Genomic DNA, 15,134 nt, shown 5'->3' with positions numbered 1-15,134 from the left:
ACTGTCGTAACGCTGTTACTTCCCAGTACTTCTAATCACTGATGATGGAAATACCACGGCACTTTCATGTCCGTTTTTATAAACGGTTGCTACGCCAAAATTGAAGTTGTCTATCACAATTCCTTTAAGTGTAAATGTAGCAACATTGCCCACAAAACGACTGTTTTCCCATTGTGCCGAAGTGGTTAATCGCCAATAGATTTTGTAACCCGCAATGTCATTATCAGTTGGAGTTTCCCATTTCAAAACAGTATCGGGAGCTACAGCACCACCTATAGAGACATTTTTTGGTGGTGGTGGTGACCAACCCATACTGGCCAATACAATAGCATTTACAGCAGTGAGCTTCTTAGCATAGTCAAAGTTAACGCCTTCCAATACATCACCATATTTTATACCATTCTCTACTCTAGTATTTTGATGTTGACGGTTGTAGTTCTCGTGAGCTTCCATTATTCTGACACCTGCATAGCCCAAATCATTAAACGGACGATGATGTCCACCACGACCAAAGCGATCCAAACGATACACCATCATAGGGTTCATTTCGGGCATGTAAGTCGTTACTGTTTTATGAATATAACGTGCAAATTGTCTGGATATTCCATCTACTTCGCCTCCATAAAAACGGCGTTGATTGCGTTCTCTCTCTGTTTCAGTAACAGGTGTTGGTTCAGAAAATATACGGAATGTGCGGTTGTCTATCACACCATCAACCCCTTCAATATTGCCTATCATGTCGTTGTTCAACACGCCTATGATTTCCCAATTTTTGGCTTTGGCATACTCCGCAAAACCTTTTCCTCCGAAAAGTCCTTGCTCCTCACCGGATAGTCCTAAGTAAATAATACTGTTTTCAAAACTATATTTCGAAAGCACTCGAGCCGCTTCCATAGTACCTGCCATGCCCGAAGCATTATCGTTTGCACCAGGAGCATCGGTAGTGAAATCCATTGTATCAGAATTGCGGCTATCAATATCGCCTGTCATAATGATAAAGCGATTAGGATACTTTGTCCCTTTTTGAATGGCTACCACATTGACTACATAAGCTTCCTTAGGTATTCTATCGCCATCTTTTGGGGTAACCAAATCTTTTTGGTAAAACACTTCCAAACAGTTGTTGCAGGCTTTACTGGTTTTGTCAAACTCTGACTTTATAAATCGTCTAGCAGCACCTATGCCTCTAGTGGTGGAAACCGTATCGCTAAAGGTATTACGTGTACCAAAATCAGCTAGCGTTTTTACATCTTTAGCTATGCGTTGTGCTGATACACCTTCAATAATATCATACAAGCGGCTATCTGTTTGGGCATTTAGAGTTAATGAACCCATAACAGCCAGGAGTAGTAAATATTTATTCATAAAAGTTATTTGTTTATTTTTTTAGAAATTGTTGCGTGTCTTTTCCTTTGTCTGTTTCAACCATAATAAAATACATGCCTTGTGACAAAGCGCTTGTATCCAATGATGTTGTATTATTTGTTGTTAATAATAACTGTCCTAGCGTATTGTAAATGCTGATTCGTTTTAAAATACCATTAGCATTCGCCAAAGTAATATTCAAGATATCGTGAGTAGGATTAGGATATATTGAAAACAAACTACCCGTTGTAAAACTAGGCGTTCCTAAATTTACGACCGTTGTCGATGTGGTATTGGTCACTATTGGAAAGTTAAAATCAAAATAAATATTGGCCGTATTACTGATAACATCATTTAAACCTACCGTGTTTTTGGGTTTAATTTTAAAAGCTACATAGCCATGACTTGCTGGTTCATTTACTATAGAAGCAGGCAAATTAATGTTGTCAAAATACACACTCAATTGATTATTAAAGACAGTGGCCCTGTACGGATGACTAGCAGACTCTATTTGTAATGTAGCTACATTCAGGTTGTTTTGAATAATATCGCTAACCACAATATTGATAGCATCGGCTGTTCCTGTGTTTTGAAAACGCACTACATAATGCAAATCTTTAGTAACATCGGATAATGCTATTTGAGTGCCTTCCAAACACGTTTTATCATTGGGGTCAAATGAATTGACTACCGTTTGCCGCATAGTAAACACATTGTTGGCTGGTGTCTCATCAATTAACGAAGTAGTAAGTTGTGCTGTAAAGTCCAAAATGTCACCACTATTGAGCGGTGGCGTATCAATAGGCGCATTCAAGTTCAAAACCAATAAATATTCTCTGGTTTGAAAAGGAGCAATAGCTGTAAAATCCCAAACCAATGTGTTTGCTGCTTGTGAGGTTACTGCAGGAATCGCCGAAACAAAATCGGCAACATTATCATTAAAAGTTACTGTTGCACTACCCGATTGCGTTTGTGTTCCCACATTTTTTATCAACACTTTATAGGTGGCATCAAAACCAGCTCTGGCTCTACTTACTGGAATTAGTGTCACTTCCAAATCGGGATGAACACCAACAGCCGTAAGACAAAAATCGGTATTGTAAGCATCACCCGTTGCCGCAAAAGTAGTCGAAACCGATGGTGGCGACACGGTAAAATAAGGTAAATTTTGCATGGATGGAACAATGGTAAAAGTACCTGTACCTACATAACGATTGAAAAAACCTAATCCATTTGTGAGCACTGTTATGGAACCCATACTAGAATTTATGTTCACCGGCAAACTAGCCAATGGAACAGCAGTACCACCACAATTATATTGTGCTGAACCGCTTATAATATTAAAATTAGGATTAGGCGATAATGGGCAATACGTATTTATAAAACTGGTGTTATTCCCGCCAGCCATTAGTGCCAATTCTTCTTCATCCACACAAATATGGGTCAAAGCCGAATTCATATAATCAACACAAGGTGGCATCATCAACAGCATTAAACAAGTAGAAATAACTCCATTCTTCATGTTCATAAAAACAAGATTTGGATTAAAACTACAAATAATGTTAGTGGCTCTTGTGCTACTCAAATCGAGCTCCGTAATTAAATTATAACTAATGGATATACTCTGTAAATTAGACATTAAATTAAAAGTCCCATCGGTAATTTGGTTGTGTGAGCAGTCTAAAGAAAGTAGGTTTTGCAAACCTGCACCACTAAAAAAAGTAAGGGAATTATAATTGCAACTCAAAGTAGTCATATTAACAAAATTAGCAATCCCTGAGAGGTCACTAATCCCTGCATCATTCACATACAATCCTATTACTGCTGCCGCTTCATTCACATCAATTTGCCCATCATTGTTAGTGTCGGTATCTGCATCCCCAGAACCATTATTGTTGGTATCTACACACAAATTATTGATTAAAGCATTTTTAAAATTGGCATCGGGGAAATTAATAATCTGTGCTTGAGAGACTACTCCAAACAACATACAAAATCCCAAGAAGTAGTTCTTTACCATCGCTATATTTTTTACAATGTATAAAATTATGAAAATAATTAGTACTAAAGTTTTAAATAGGGTGAATTAACTAAAATAAAGTAGTAACAATTACGAAATCTAATGCGGATTATTTGTTAATATCCAATAACCCTATCAGGGTTTTGAACCCTGATAGGAATAAAAGATTTTGGGTTTCAAAAAAGTTATTTTTGGGGTTTTGTTCGGGTTTTGTTCGGGTCTTGTTCGGAAAAGGTGCCGTTTTTCGGGGTTTTATCGAAGGATTCCCGAACAACACCCGAACAAATGGTATAAAATTGACCTAAAATTCATTGCTTTTTCGCAATATTCTAGTTCCGTAGGAACGATGCATATTGTAGCAACGGATTTTAATCCGTTGGCGAATAAATCAACAATAAATTTCAATCCATTGAAAATAACAAAAACAAAAAATCCGTTAGTTATCAAACACCAACGGATTTTGCTCATAAAAAAAGTAACAAAAACTACAATACATCCAATTCCTTCATGCACTGTTTCATCATTTGATAGGTGCGTTCAATATCGTTATCCAAGCCAATAGAAAAACGAATTAACCCATCTGTTAGTCCCATTTCGTGTTGTTCTTCCAATGGTATTTCGGAAGAAGTAGAAGTGCCTGGCGCACTAAATAGTGTTTTATAAAATCCTAAACTCACAGCAAGATAGCCAAGGTTTCGGTGTTGCATCAATTCCATTAGTTCGTTGGCTTTGTCCAATGTGCCTACATCCATCGTCATCATGCCACCAAAACCATACTCTTGGTTGATCATAGTCGCATACAACTCATGACTTGGATGACTTGGCAAACCTGGATAGACAATCTTTAATCCATCTTTTTCAAATTGTTGTGCCAAATACATCCCATTGTGGCTATGCTGTTTCATACGGATGTGTAGCGTGCGTAAGTTTTTTAGAATACTGGCAGCACGAAGACTATCCATCGTTGGACCTAATAGCATACTCGCGCCATCGTTTACATTCTTCAAATCGTTAATAAATGCTTGCGAAGCACATACTACACCGCCCACAGTATCACTACTACCATTGATAAACTTGGTCAAACTGTGAATGACAATATCAGCGCCCAATTTTGCTGGAGAAACTGATAGCGGTGAGAAAGTATTATCCACAACCAGCTTGATACCATGTGTTTTGGCAATCAAGGCAAGGTTTTCTATATCGGCAACTTCCAACAGTGGATTACTGACCGTTTCACAATACAATACTTTGGTATTCGGAGTGATAGCCAATTCCACTTGGTCTAGTTTTGTTATATCTACAAAATGGGTTTTAATGTTCCACTTTGGTAACATATTTTTCATAAAGGCATACGTGCCACCATAAATGGTTCTGCTCGATACGATTTCATCGCCAGCACTACACAACTGCATCAATACGGGTGTAATCGCTCCCATTCCCGAAGCCGCTACATTAGCACTTTCGGTTCCTTCCATAGCCGCTAAAGCTTGCCCTAAATATAAATTCATAGGCGAAGAGTGACGCGAGTATAAATAACAGCCTTCGGCATTGCCTTCAAAGGTGTCAAACATGGTTTTAGCCGAAAGAAAAGTATAGGTTGAACTATCAGATATAGAAGGGTTTACTCCTCCAAACTCACCAAAGTATTGCAGGTCTTGAATTTTATCAGCAGGATGGAAATTATTCATAGTTAGGAGTTATAAGTTTATAATGATTTTCTTTGAGATAGTTTACTATTGTTTAAAGTGGTTCAAAGTTGTCTATTATTAAAACAAAAATCAATACATTTGAAAATAATTAGATTTATTATCTATAAATACATAGTATTATAGTTTTAAAATCATAAAAACTACCAAAAACTCTTTTTAAACCGATAACTTTAAACCTGTAAACTATTTTAAACCCATAAACCACTATTGTAATGGATACCACCGATAAAAAACTGCTTGCCCTGCTGCAGCAAAACACTAAGAGAACCACCAAAGAACTCTCTGTAAAACTTCACTTGTCCGTTACTGCGGTGTATGAACGCATCCGAAAGCTGGAACGCGAAGGCATCATCAGCCATTATGTGGCTTTACTGAATAGGAATAAAATCAACAAAGGATTTGTGGTGTTTTGTCACATTAAATTAATCCAACATTCGAAAGAGTTTTTAACCAAGTTTGAGCAAGAAGTAGTAAAGCTTGATGAAATCCTAGAATGTTTTCACGTGAGTGGTGACTATGATTATATTCTAAAAATATGTGTAAAAGATATGGAAGAATACCGTGAATTTATGGTTACTAAGTTAACCACATTACAACACATAGGTAGTACTCACAGCACCTTTATGATAGGTGAAGTGAAAAATACTACCGAATTTGTCTTGTAAAAAAATTTAGCTAAAAAAGAGAATTAACAACTGAGCCGCTACTATCCTCAAAATCATGGTCAATGGATAAACAGTGGCATACGTTGAAGAAGGGATATCATTACCCGCTATTTTTAGAGCAAAAGTCAACGCTGGTGGATCGGTTGAAGCACCGGCTAATAAACCACATATCTCGAAATAGGTTTTTTTAAACCATACCATGGCTATAACTCCTACCAATAATAGTGGCAAAATGGTGATGACAATACCCATACTAATCCATATAAGTCCATTGCCACTAGCAAAAGCTTCCGCTACTTTGGAGCCACTACCCAATCCTACACTAGCTAAGAAGAGCGTAATACCTAGTTCGCGTATCATCAAATTAGCACTGGTAGTAGTATAGTTGTTTAGGTAGAGTTTGTTACCAAATCGGCTTAATAATAAAGCAATTATCAATGGTCCGCCTGCCAATCCTATTTTTACGGGTACAGGAATATTTGGAATTTGAAACGGAATACTTCCAAAGAAAATACCAATAACAATTCCCATAAATATAGGAGCTAAATCGGGCACTTCCAATCGTTTCATAGAATTCCCTAAAATAGTGGTTATTCGTGCCAATCCTTCTTTGGTTCCTACTACTTTAATAATATCACCAAGTTGAAGCGCTATGTTACCATTAGGAACCATTTCAATTCCTGCTCTGCTTAATCTGGTGAACGTAAAATCATGTTGGTTTATCTCAGGAATATCACCTAGTCGTCTATGCGTAATTTCTTTATTGGTTACCACTACACGACTAGAAACTAAGTTACTGTTCATGGCAGTTTTTAAATCCATATCACTTTCTGAACCTATCAGTAAGTGTAGTTTGTCAAAAAGATGTTGTGGTGCCACAATCAGCAATACATCGCCTTCGGCTAATACTTCATTGGGTGTTGGAGTAATTACTTTTCCTTTATGAAACATTCTTGAAACTACAATATGCGTAGGCAGCATTTCAAAAATGGTATGCAATGAACTACCTATAAGTTGTTTGTTTTCTAACTTCAAATGTTTAGAAATCACTTTGTCTTTACGCGTATCATTGACCTCTTCATGTTTCTCAATTTCCTGCTGGATGTTTACTTTAAATATTCTTTTTAAAAGTAACATGGCAATGATAATTCCAAAAACACCAAAAGGATACGCTACTGCATATGCCAATGTTACCATGGAATTATCTATATCTAAGTGATGTAAATTACTCAAAGTAGTTTGCGCAGCTCCAAGACCAGGTGTGTTGGTTACTGCTCCACTCATAACTCCTGTCATTACACCTATAGAATTACCAAAAAGAAAATACAAAACTACCGTGGTCAGTACGCCTAAAAATACAACAAAAGCAGCTAGAACATTTGAAACTAGTGCATTTTTATTAAGAGAAGCAAAGAAACCGGGACCAACTTGTAAGCCCAGTGTGTACACAAACAATACAAGTCCGAACTCTTTTAAGAAGTCTTTCAACTCAGGATTAACAGATACACCCATGAAGGAAAAAAATATCCCAACAAAAAGTACCCAAGTAACACCTAATGAAATACCAAATATTTTAATCTTTCCAAGCCAAATACCTAATGCAATGACTAATCCAAAAATAATGATGGTTTGTGGAATGGACTCTTTAGTGACTAAATCTGTTATCCAATTCATGGTTTTTATATTAAATGTAATTTCAATGGAAAGTTACTATTATTTCCATTGAAATTACAAAAGAGATTTAATTAAACTTGTGGACCAGCAGGAACCAATCGTTTTCCTTCTTCAGTATTAGTATACTGTTGGAAGTTTTTGATGTAACGTGCAGCTAAATCTTTGGCTTTACGTTCCCATTCTGCTTTGTCTTTATAAGTATCTCTTGGATCTAACAACCCTTCACTTACACCAGTTAGTGCAGTTGGAATTGTCAAATTTAGGAAAGGAATATGTTTGGTTTCGGCTTTATCAATTTCACTATTGATAATGGCATCAATGATGGCTCTTGTATTTTTAAGTGAAATTCTTTTGCCTGTTCCGTTCCATCCAGTATTTACCAAGTAAGCTTTAGCTCCATGTTCTTTCATCTTTCCAATTAATGTTTTAGAATACATCGTTGGGTGTAATGTTAAGAACGCTTCCCCAAATGCTGGAGAGAATGATGGTTCTGGTTCAGTAATTCCTCTTTCAGTTCCGGCCAATTTTGAAGTATAACCACATAAGAAATGGTATTGTGCTTGGTCGTCATCTAGTATAGACACTGGAGGTAAAACCCCAAAGGCATCAGCTGAAAGATAAATGATTTTACTAGCATGTCCCGCTTTTGATGGTAATACAATTTTATTGATGTGATAAATTGGGTAAGACACACGAGAGTTTTCAGTGATTGAATGGTCAAAATAATTAATTTCACCATACTCATCAACAATAACATTTTCTAAAAGTGCATCTCGTTTAATAGCTCTCCAAATATCGGGTTCGTTGTTCTCTGTTAAGTCAATAACTTTAGCATAACAGCCACCTTCATAATTGAATACGCCATTATTGTCCCATCCGTGTTCGTCATCACCTATCAAATATCGTTTTGGGTCAGCAGATAAAGTAGTTTTTCCAGTTCCAGAAAGGCCAAAGAATATAGCAACATCTCCTTTTTCTCCTACGTTAGCAGAACAGTGCATTGACGCCATTCCTTTTAGTGGAAGATAATAATTCATCATGGCAAACATTCCTTTTTTCATTTCACCACCATACCAAGTACCGCCAATGATTTGGATTTTCTCGGTCAAATTAAACATCACAAAGTTTTCGGAATTCAAGCCTTGCTCTTTCCAATTTGGATTGGTTGTTTTGGAACCATTCATAACCACAAAATCAGGTTCTCCAAAAGTTTCTAATTCATAAATAGAAGGTCTAATGAACATATTAGTTACAAAATGGGCTTGCCAAGCTACTTCCATAATAAAACGCACTTTTAATCGGGTATCAGCATTGGTACCACAAAAAGCATCCACTACATAAAGTTTTGGTGACGTTGAAAGTTGTTCTAAGACAAGAGATTTTAAATCATCCCAAATTTCTTTAGTAGTAGGGAAATTAACTTTATCATCCCAGTAAATAGTATCTTTAGTAATATCGTCTTTTACAATATATCTATCTTTAGGTGAACGACCAGTAAATATCCCTGTTTTTACAGCAACAGCGCCAGTGTCAGTCAAAGCACCTTTTTCATATCCTTTTCTTTTATGGGAAACTTCCGCTTGATATAATTCTTCATAAGAAGGATTGTATACTACTTCATGGTAACCTGTGATGCCTAAATCGTGTAATTCCTTAATAATTCTAATGTTTTTCATAATAAATAGATTTTATGTTTAGATTTTGCTCATAAATAAGTGATTAACTTACACTCCAAAGTTCGTGTTTTTGACTATTGAAAAAACTGATAATTATCATAAAAAAAATAAATCTACGAAAACGTTTTCATTGACTGGCAAGGGTTTCAGCGTTTTTTTGTCATCGCCTACTGTGTATAGAAATAAACCATACAAGAACAGAACAGTATTCCATTTAACGGTTTTGAAATCGGAATTAATTTGCCAAAACACTACTCAAAAAACCGCCAGAAAATCCACAATTGAGTTTGCTTTTTAAAAAAACTGTCCGCAATTCATAATACCAAAAAACATTTGTAATTTTGCAACACAAAAATAAACACACACACAAAATTTAAACTATGAGTTCATTTGACGTTGTCATTATAGGTTCGGGTCCAGGCGGATATGTTTCTGCAATTCGTTGTGCCCAATTAGGTTTCAAAACTGCTATCATTGAAAAATATGCCACTTTAGGCGGTACTTGCTTAAACGTAGGTTGTATTCCATCCAAAGCATTATTGGCTTCTTCACATCATTATGAAGAATTACAGCATTTTGCCGACCATGGAATTGAGGTTTCGGGTGAAGTAAGAGTAAATCTAGAAAAGATGATTGCCCGAAAACAAGCGGTAGTGGATCAAACTAGTGGTGGTGTAAAATTTTTGATGGACAAAAACAAAATCACTGTTTTCAATGGTTTGGGTTCCTTTGTAGATGCTACTCATGTCGCCATTGCAAAAGCAGATGGTACTTCAGAAACTATTGAAGGTAAAAACATCATTATAGCAACCGGTTCTAAACCTTCTAATTTGCCTTTTATCAAATTAGATAAAGAAAGAATAATCACTTCAACCGAAGCGTTGAAATTACCTGAAGTTCCAAAACATTTAGTTATTATTGGTGGTGGTGTGATTGGGATTGAGTTAGGACAAGTGTATTTAAGATTGGGTGCACAAGTTTCGGTAGTAGAATTCATGGACAGAATTATTCCAGGAATGGATGCTAGTTTGTCAAAAGAATTAACCAAAGTATTAAAAAAACAAGGCATGAAATTCTACGTTTCACACAAAGTGAAATCGGTAGAAAGAAAAGGAAAATCGGTAACCGTTCAAGCCGAAAATGCTAAAGGAGAATTAATTTCTCTTGAAGGCGATTATGCTTTAGTATCAGTTGGTCGTCGTCCTTATACTGACGGATTAAATGCCGATAAAGCTGGAGTTACAATTACAGATAGAGGAATGGTTGAAGTAAACGACCATTTACAAACCAATATACCAAACATTTACGCTATTGGTGATGTCGTTCGTGGTGCCATGTTAGCACACAAAGCCGAAGAAGAAGGTGCTATGGTGGCTGAAATTATTGCTGGACAAAAACCACATATCGATTATAATTTAATTCCAGGTGTAGTTTATACTTGGCCAGAAGTAGCTGCTGTTGGAAAAACAGAAGAGCAGTTAAAAGAAGCTGGTGTGGCTTACAAAGCAGGAAGTTTTCCTTTCAAAGCGTTAGGAAGAGCGCGTGCTGGTGGAGATTTAGACGGATTTGTAAAAATACTAGCCGATGCTAAAACTGATGAAGTGTTAGGTGTTCACATGATTGGTGCGCGTTGTGCAGATTTAATAGCCGAAGCCGTAACCGCTATGGAATTCAGAGCATCTGCCGAAGATATTTCGAGAATGTCTCATGCGCATCCCACTTTTGCAGAAGCGATGAAAGAAGCAGCATTAGCCGCGACTGATAATAGAGCGTTGCACATTTAGTGTTCAATTGTAAGTATTACAAAAAGCCGTTTCAATTGAAACGGCTTTTGTATTTATTAAAAATATTTTTTCTTCAACCAAAAGGCAACCCTAACTAACAGTATCAGTGCTGGAACTTCTACCAAAGGCCCAATAACTCCTGCAAATGCCTGACCACTATTAATTCCAAAAACACCAATGGCTACAGCAATAGCCAATTCAAAATTATTACCCGATGCAGTGAACGATAAAGCAACCGTATCACGATAATTCGCGCCAACTTTTTTAGCTACAAAAAACATTAGAAAAAACATAATGCCAAAGAATATCACCAAAGGAATAGCAACTCTAATCACATCAAGAGGCAAATCAACAATCATTTCCCCTTTTAAGCTAAACATGACAACTATTGTAAATAATAATGCAATTAAAGTAATCGGAGAAATAAAAGGAATAAACATTTGATTAAACCACTTCTCACCTACATACTTGAGAATAAAATACCGACTAATCAAAGCCAATACAAAAGGAATTCCAAGATAAATCCCAACAGTAGTAGCTATTTGTGCAATGGTAATAGCTATTGGTAATCCTTTGATACCAAATAAAGGTAACATCACTTCCAAATAAAAATAAGCATACAAACTAAAAAACAACACTTGCAGCAAACTGTTTATACCTACTAAACCAGCTGTTAACTCTCGATTACCTTCTGCTAGTTCGTTCCAAACAATTACCATCGCAATACAAGGTGCTAAGCCAATTATAATTAAACCTGTCATGTATTCGGGATAATCGTGTAAAAAGGTAATGGCCAACAAAAACATTAAGAATGGTCCAACTATCCAAGTAATAAACAAAGAGGTGAAAATCAGTTTGGGTTGCTTGAATATTAATGGAATTTTGGCAAAATCTACTTTAGTCAAAGGTGGATACATCATCAAAATTAGTCCAATAGCTAAAGGAATATTAGTCGTTCCCGAAGACATGGTATCAAAAGCTTTTGCAACAGCAGGAAGCAAATAACCTATGCCAACTCCTATTCCCATGGCTAGAAATATCCAAAGTGTTAGGTAATTATCAAGGAAGTTTAATCGTTTACGTGTAGGCATATTTATTTAATTTGAGAAAAAACGAAATACATTTCACTTGCAATTTGTAAACTTCGTTCAGCATATTTTTCGTTCATGAGTTCGGTTCCGTCAAATGCTTTTGGGTCATCATATTTTATGGGAAATCGGGCTTCTGCTCCAAAAACCATCGGACAACCTTCATCTGCATTATTGCAAGTCATGATGGCTCCAAAGTAATTTTTCGGATTAAAATCATCAAAATAGGTCTTAGAAAAACAGATAATCGGATGTTTATTTTTATCAAATTTCACAGCATAAACTGGATTTTTTTCTTCGGATAACTTTTGAATTTCAAAACCTTGATTGGTTAAAGTTTCGGCTACTTTTGGAAACATAGCTGTTGCTTCTGTTCCACCAGAATAACAGTAAACATTTTTAATCCCAAAATGAAACGCCATAGTTTGCGCCCAAATTTGAGACAAATGACTTCTACGGGAATTGTGTGTGCAAATAAAGTTCAATCGAATTTCTTCATTAGCATTTACTTTATTTTGAATGTAATCGACTAAAGGCTGAAGTATATCCTTTCGGTTGTCTGAAATAGCATTAGCATCAAGACTTTTAATTGTTTTTTGTAATGTAGTATTCATAAGTATTATTTCTTTTGGAATGTACAAAAAATAAAATTTTGTACTGTATTAAAGGGTGTTTGGTGATCTTGAGTAAAGCTCATTTGCAAATCAAAATCATTTGCAAAAACCGATTTAAACTTAGCTTCAGAATATTGAGCTATTTCTAATCCGCTACATTTCAAAGGGCCATTCTCTGAAAATGTTCCCAAAAACAAATATCCTTTATCGTTGAGCGCATGAGTTACAATATCACTATAGGTAGCAATATCTTCGGGTGAAGTTAAAAAATGAAATGAAGCTCTATCGTGCCAGACATCAAATTTGATTTCAGGTTTGAAATCTAAAATATCGGAAACAATAAAAGTTACTTGACTTGCTTTTTCTCCTAATCTTTTCTTTATACGATGAATAGCATTTTCAGAAATGTCTAAAAGATACAAATTAGTATATCCCATTTCCAATAAATTGTCAATCAAATAACTATCGCCACCACCAATATCAATAATTTTAGCATCTTTTGGAATTGAATGCTCTTCAAAAAAATCTAATGATGTTTCGGGTCTTTGTTGGTACCAACTTACTTCTGTTTCTTGCTTATTAGCAAAAACATTTTCCCAATGTTCTTTTTTATTCATAACAATACTATTTTAACAACAACCCGAATTCGGAGTGCAACATGAAGTTTCTTTTTGCTTCCACTCGCCTAGTTGAACTTTGAGTTTTTCTGTTGGAATACCACAATTGTCTTTGGCTAAACAATCGGTTAACTTAGATTTTAATTGAAAATTTGTACCGTCAAAATCCAAACTAAATTTCCCAATGGTAGTTGCCATTTGATATTCAACTTCAATTTCTAAATCGGGAATCTCTAATACTTTTTCTGATAGTTCAATGATATTTACCAATTTCTCTGGATGCAAACGATGGTCATAATCATTGGCTTCCCATAATTGAAAATTGGCTACTTCTTCGTTGCGAACTGTTCCTCCACAATCTATAAAATGTTTGGTTACTTTTCCCACTTCGGTAACATGAAAATGATAAGGAACCAAATCCCCATTGGGTAATTGAAAAGCGATAGTTGACAACTTTTTTAATTCGTTTTTAATTTCTGAGAGTTTCATATTTGTGTTTTAATATTGATTAGTAAATAGTTAGCAACACTTGCTATTCAATTTGTTTGTAATAGAACCAAAGTGACTAACAATTTTAGCAATCGTTTCCGGATTGATACAATAGCAAATAGCTGTTCCTTCAATACTTCCTTTGATAATATTAGCATTTTTAAGTGCTGCCAAATGCTGAGAAACAGTGGGTTGCGCCAGCGGTAATTCGTTAACAATATCACCACAAATACAAGTATCAACAGAGAGTAAATAGTCTACAATAGCTATTCTAGCTGGATGCGACAATGCTTTGAATAAAGTTGCCATTTCATTGTGTTCGGTTGAAAACGATTCAGTTTTTGAAGCTCCCATATTTCTATTTATTATTATATTGCAATATTACGATAAATAAATATAATCTACCTAATAAAAATCATTAATTTTTGAACATGATTATAAAACCAAAAATCAAATATTTTGAGCCCATCTCTTAATTTTTTTTTACTACTTTTGAAATCTTAATAAATATGAGTCATGGCAACAGTAACATTAGGTGGAAATCAAATCCACACCAGTGGTGAATTACCAAAAGTAGGTTCAAAAGCACCCAATTTTCAATTAGTTAAAACCGATTTAAGTACAGCAACTTTGTCCGATTATGCGGGCTCAAAAGTCGTATTGAATATATTTCCAAGTATTGATACAGGAACTTGTGCAACCTCAGTAAGAACATTTAACGCTAAAGCAAGTGCTTTGAATAACACTAAAGTTCTATGCATTTCACGTGATTTGCCTTTTGCCCAAAAACGTTTTTGTGGCGCTGAAGGAATTGAAAATGTAGAAAATTTATCAGATTTTAAAACAGGTAGTTTTGGTAAAGACTACGGACTAGAAATTGTTGATAGTGTTTTGGCAGGTTTACATTCAAGAGTAGTTATTATTTTGGATGAAAATGGTACTGTAACTTATGCAGAACAAGTTCCAGAAATTGCTGATGAACCAAATTATGAAGCGGCTTTAGCTGCACTATAATTCAGTCCTAAATGGAATTTCAAAAAGACAACTCCTTTTTTTCTGGTCGTTTAAAAAGTATAGGTTTTGCTGTTAAAGGTGCTTATAAATTAATCACTACTGAGCATAGTGTAATGGTGCAATCTTCATTAGCTGTAGTTATGATTATTGCTGGATTTGCACTTCATATTTCCAGAATAGAATGGATGATGCAAATACTAGCTTTTGGATTAGTTTTGGGCATTGAAAGTTTAAATACAGCTGTTGAAAAAATAGCCGACTTTATTCATCCTGAATTTCACGACAGAATAGGTTTTATTAAAGATATCGCTGCTGGTGCTGTGATGTTTGCGGCTGCAGCTGCTATCGCAGTAGGTTTATTAATTTATGTGCCTAAATTTCTATAATCTTTCTATTAAATTTCTATTTTTATAGCATTA

General features: G+C 35.5%; 14 protein-coding genes. 4 read left to right on the top strand and 10 right to left on the bottom strand.

What is annotated here, in order from left to right:
- Window positions 1-15: 15 nt before the first annotated feature.
- From ACSVH2_RS08965 to ACSVH2_RS08955, 3 genes are all read right to left on the bottom strand, one after another.
- Window positions 16-1,365 carry a M28 family metallopeptidase gene (locus ACSVH2_RS08965; protein WP_438092830.1) on the bottom strand — a complete coding sequence of 450 codons (1,350 nt, stop codon included), beginning with the start codon at window positions 1,363-1,365 and terminating at the stop codon, window positions 16-18.
- A gap of 13 nt (window positions 1,366-1,378) precedes the next feature.
- A complete protein-coding gene (locus tag ACSVH2_RS08960; protein WP_438092829.1) occupies window positions 1,379-3,385 on the bottom strand; it encodes a DUF7619 domain-containing protein in 2,007 nt (668 codons plus the stop codon).
- 485 nt (window positions 3,386-3,870) lie between these two features.
- Entirely contained in the window at window positions 3,871-5,073 is a 1,203-nt protein-coding gene (locus ACSVH2_RS08955; RefSeq protein WP_438092828.1) for an aminotransferase class I/II-fold pyridoxal phosphate-dependent enzyme, read from the bottom strand.
- A 233-nt stretch (window positions 5,074-5,306) separates the two neighbouring features.
- Here ACSVH2_RS08955 and ACSVH2_RS08950 point away from each other — a divergent pair, with 233 nt between their 5' ends.
- Complete coding sequence (locus ACSVH2_RS08950) at window positions 5,307-5,759, top strand: Lrp/AsnC family transcriptional regulator (protein WP_438092827.1); 453 nt, start codon at window positions 5,307-5,309, stop codon at window positions 5,757-5,759.
- Between the two features lie 6 nt (window positions 5,760-5,765).
- On the opposite strand, the gene ACSVH2_RS08945 is transcribed toward ACSVH2_RS08950, so the two are convergent.
- Together ACSVH2_RS08945 and pckA are read right to left on the bottom strand one after the other, a co-directional pair.
- The gene (locus ACSVH2_RS08945) at window positions 5,766-7,433 is read right to left on the bottom strand and encodes a putative transporter (protein ID WP_438092826.1); all 1,668 of its coding nucleotides are present in this window, start codon (window positions 7,431-7,433) and stop codon (window positions 5,766-5,768) included.
- A 71-nt stretch (window positions 7,434-7,504) separates the two neighbouring features.
- Complete coding sequence (gene pckA / locus ACSVH2_RS08940; RefSeq protein WP_438092825.1) at window positions 7,505-9,109, bottom strand: phosphoenolpyruvate carboxykinase (ATP); 1,605 nt, start codon at window positions 9,107-9,109, stop codon at window positions 7,505-7,507.
- Between the two features lie 380 nt (window positions 9,110-9,489).
- On the opposite strand from pckA, the gene lpdA reads away from it, so the two are divergent.
- The gene (gene lpdA / locus ACSVH2_RS08935) at window positions 9,490-10,893 is read left to right on the top strand and encodes a dihydrolipoyl dehydrogenase (protein ID WP_438092824.1); all 1,404 of its coding nucleotides are present in this window, start codon (window positions 9,490-9,492) and stop codon (window positions 10,891-10,893) included.
- A gap of 56 nt (window positions 10,894-10,949) precedes the next feature.
- On the opposite strand, the gene arsB is transcribed toward lpdA, so the two are convergent.
- The 5 genes from arsB to ACSVH2_RS08910 are packed head-to-tail and all read right to left on the bottom strand — an operon-like array spanning window position 10,950 to window position 14,055.
- On the bottom strand, window positions 10,950-11,984 hold the full coding sequence (arsB, locus tag ACSVH2_RS08930) for an ACR3 family arsenite efflux transporter (protein WP_438092823.1): 1,035 nt from the start codon (window positions 11,982-11,984) through the stop codon (window positions 10,950-10,952).
- 2 nt (window positions 11,985-11,986) lie between these two features.
- Window positions 11,987-12,595 (bottom strand): low molecular weight phosphatase family protein, encoded by a 609-nt coding sequence (locus ACSVH2_RS08925; protein ID WP_438092822.1) that lies wholly within the window; start codon window positions 12,593-12,595, stop codon window positions 11,987-11,989.
- Between the two features lie 5 nt (window positions 12,596-12,600).
- Window positions 12,601-13,212, bottom strand: a complete 612-nt coding sequence (locus ACSVH2_RS08920; RefSeq protein WP_438092821.1) for a class I SAM-dependent methyltransferase — start codon at window positions 13,210-13,212, stop codon at window positions 12,601-12,603.
- 12 nt (window positions 13,213-13,224) lie between these two features.
- A complete protein-coding gene (locus tag ACSVH2_RS08915) occupies window positions 13,225-13,701 on the bottom strand; it encodes a DUF6428 family protein (protein ID WP_438092820.1) in 477 nt (158 codons plus the stop codon).
- A gap of 30 nt (window positions 13,702-13,731) precedes the next feature.
- Window positions 13,732-14,055: an ArsR/SmtB family transcription factor gene (locus tag ACSVH2_RS08910; RefSeq protein ID WP_438092819.1), complete on the bottom strand. Its 324-nt coding sequence runs from the start codon at window positions 14,053-14,055 to the stop codon at window positions 13,732-13,734.
- A 162-nt stretch (window positions 14,056-14,217) separates the two neighbouring features.
- Here ACSVH2_RS08910 and tpx point away from each other — a divergent pair, with 162 nt between their 5' ends.
- Together tpx and ACSVH2_RS08900 are read left to right on the top strand one after the other, a co-directional pair.
- Window positions 14,218-14,715, top strand: coding sequence for a thiol peroxidase (gene tpx / locus ACSVH2_RS08905; RefSeq protein ID WP_438092818.1), 498 nt, complete (start codon window positions 14,218-14,220; stop codon window positions 14,713-14,715).
- 11 nt (window positions 14,716-14,726) lie between these two features.
- Window positions 14,727-15,101 carry a diacylglycerol kinase gene (locus ACSVH2_RS08900; RefSeq protein ID WP_438092817.1) on the top strand — a complete coding sequence of 125 codons (375 nt, stop codon included), beginning with the start codon at window positions 14,727-14,729 and terminating at the stop codon, window positions 15,099-15,101.
- Window positions 15,102-15,134: the final 33 nt, after the last annotated feature.

It is taken from the genome of Flavobacterium sp. RSB2_4_14 (assembly GCF_051547085.1).
Classification (GTDB): domain Bacteria; phylum Bacteroidota; class Bacteroidia; order Flavobacteriales; family Flavobacteriaceae; genus Flavobacterium.
The sequence above is the reverse complement of the archived record's forward strand: the minus strand, read 5'-3'. Positions and strand labels throughout refer to the sequence as shown.

What these genes read in the sequence shown, in the direction of transcription:
- ACSVH2_RS08900 (WP_438092817.1), top strand. Translation starts at nt 14,727, where the DNA reads ATGGAATTTCAAAAAGACAACTCCTTTTTTTCTGGTCGTTTAAAAAGT.
- ACSVH2_RS08950 (WP_438092827.1), top strand. Translation starts at nt 5,307, where the DNA reads ATGGATACCACCGATAAAAAACTGCTTGCCCTGCTGCAGCAAAACACT.
- ACSVH2_RS08960 (WP_438092829.1), bottom strand. Translation starts at nt 3,385, where the DNA reads ATGGTAAAGAACTACTTCTTGGGATTTTGTATGTTGTTTGGAGTAGTC.
- ACSVH2_RS08910 (WP_438092819.1), bottom strand. Translation starts at nt 14,055, where the DNA reads ATGGGAGCTTCAAAAACTGAATCGTTTTCAACCGAACACAATGAAATG.
- ACSVH2_RS08955 (WP_438092828.1), bottom strand. Translation starts at nt 5,073, where the DNA reads ATGAATAATTTCCATCCTGCTGATAAAATTCAAGACCTGCAATACTTT.
- ACSVH2_RS08925 (WP_438092822.1), bottom strand. Translation starts at nt 12,595, where the DNA reads ATGAATACTACATTACAAAAAACAATTAAAAGTCTTGATGCTAATGCT.
- arsB (WP_438092823.1), bottom strand. Translation starts at nt 11,984, where the DNA reads ATGCCTACACGTAAACGATTAAACTTCCTTGATAATTACCTAACACTT.
- ACSVH2_RS08920 (WP_438092821.1), bottom strand. Translation starts at nt 13,212, where the DNA reads ATGAATAAAAAAGAACATTGGGAAAATGTTTTTGCTAATAAGCAAGAA.
- lpdA (WP_438092824.1), top strand. Translation starts at nt 9,490, where the DNA reads ATGAGTTCATTTGACGTTGTCATTATAGGTTCGGGTCCAGGCGGATAT.
- tpx (WP_438092818.1), top strand. Translation starts at nt 14,218, where the DNA reads ATGGCAACAGTAACATTAGGTGGAAATCAAATCCACACCAGTGGTGAA.
- ACSVH2_RS08915 (WP_438092820.1), bottom strand. Translation starts at nt 13,701, where the DNA reads ATGAAACTCTCAGAAATTAAAAACGAATTAAAAAAGTTGTCAACTATC.
- ACSVH2_RS08945 (WP_438092826.1), bottom strand. Translation starts at nt 7,433, where the DNA reads ATGAATTGGATAACAGATTTAGTCACTAAAGAGTCCATTCCACAAACC.
- ACSVH2_RS08965 (WP_438092830.1), bottom strand. Translation starts at nt 1,365, where the DNA reads ATGAATAAATATTTACTACTCCTGGCTGTTATGGGTTCATTAACTCTA.
- pckA (WP_438092825.1), bottom strand. Translation starts at nt 9,109, where the DNA reads ATGAAAAACATTAGAATTATTAAGGAATTACACGATTTAGGCATCACA.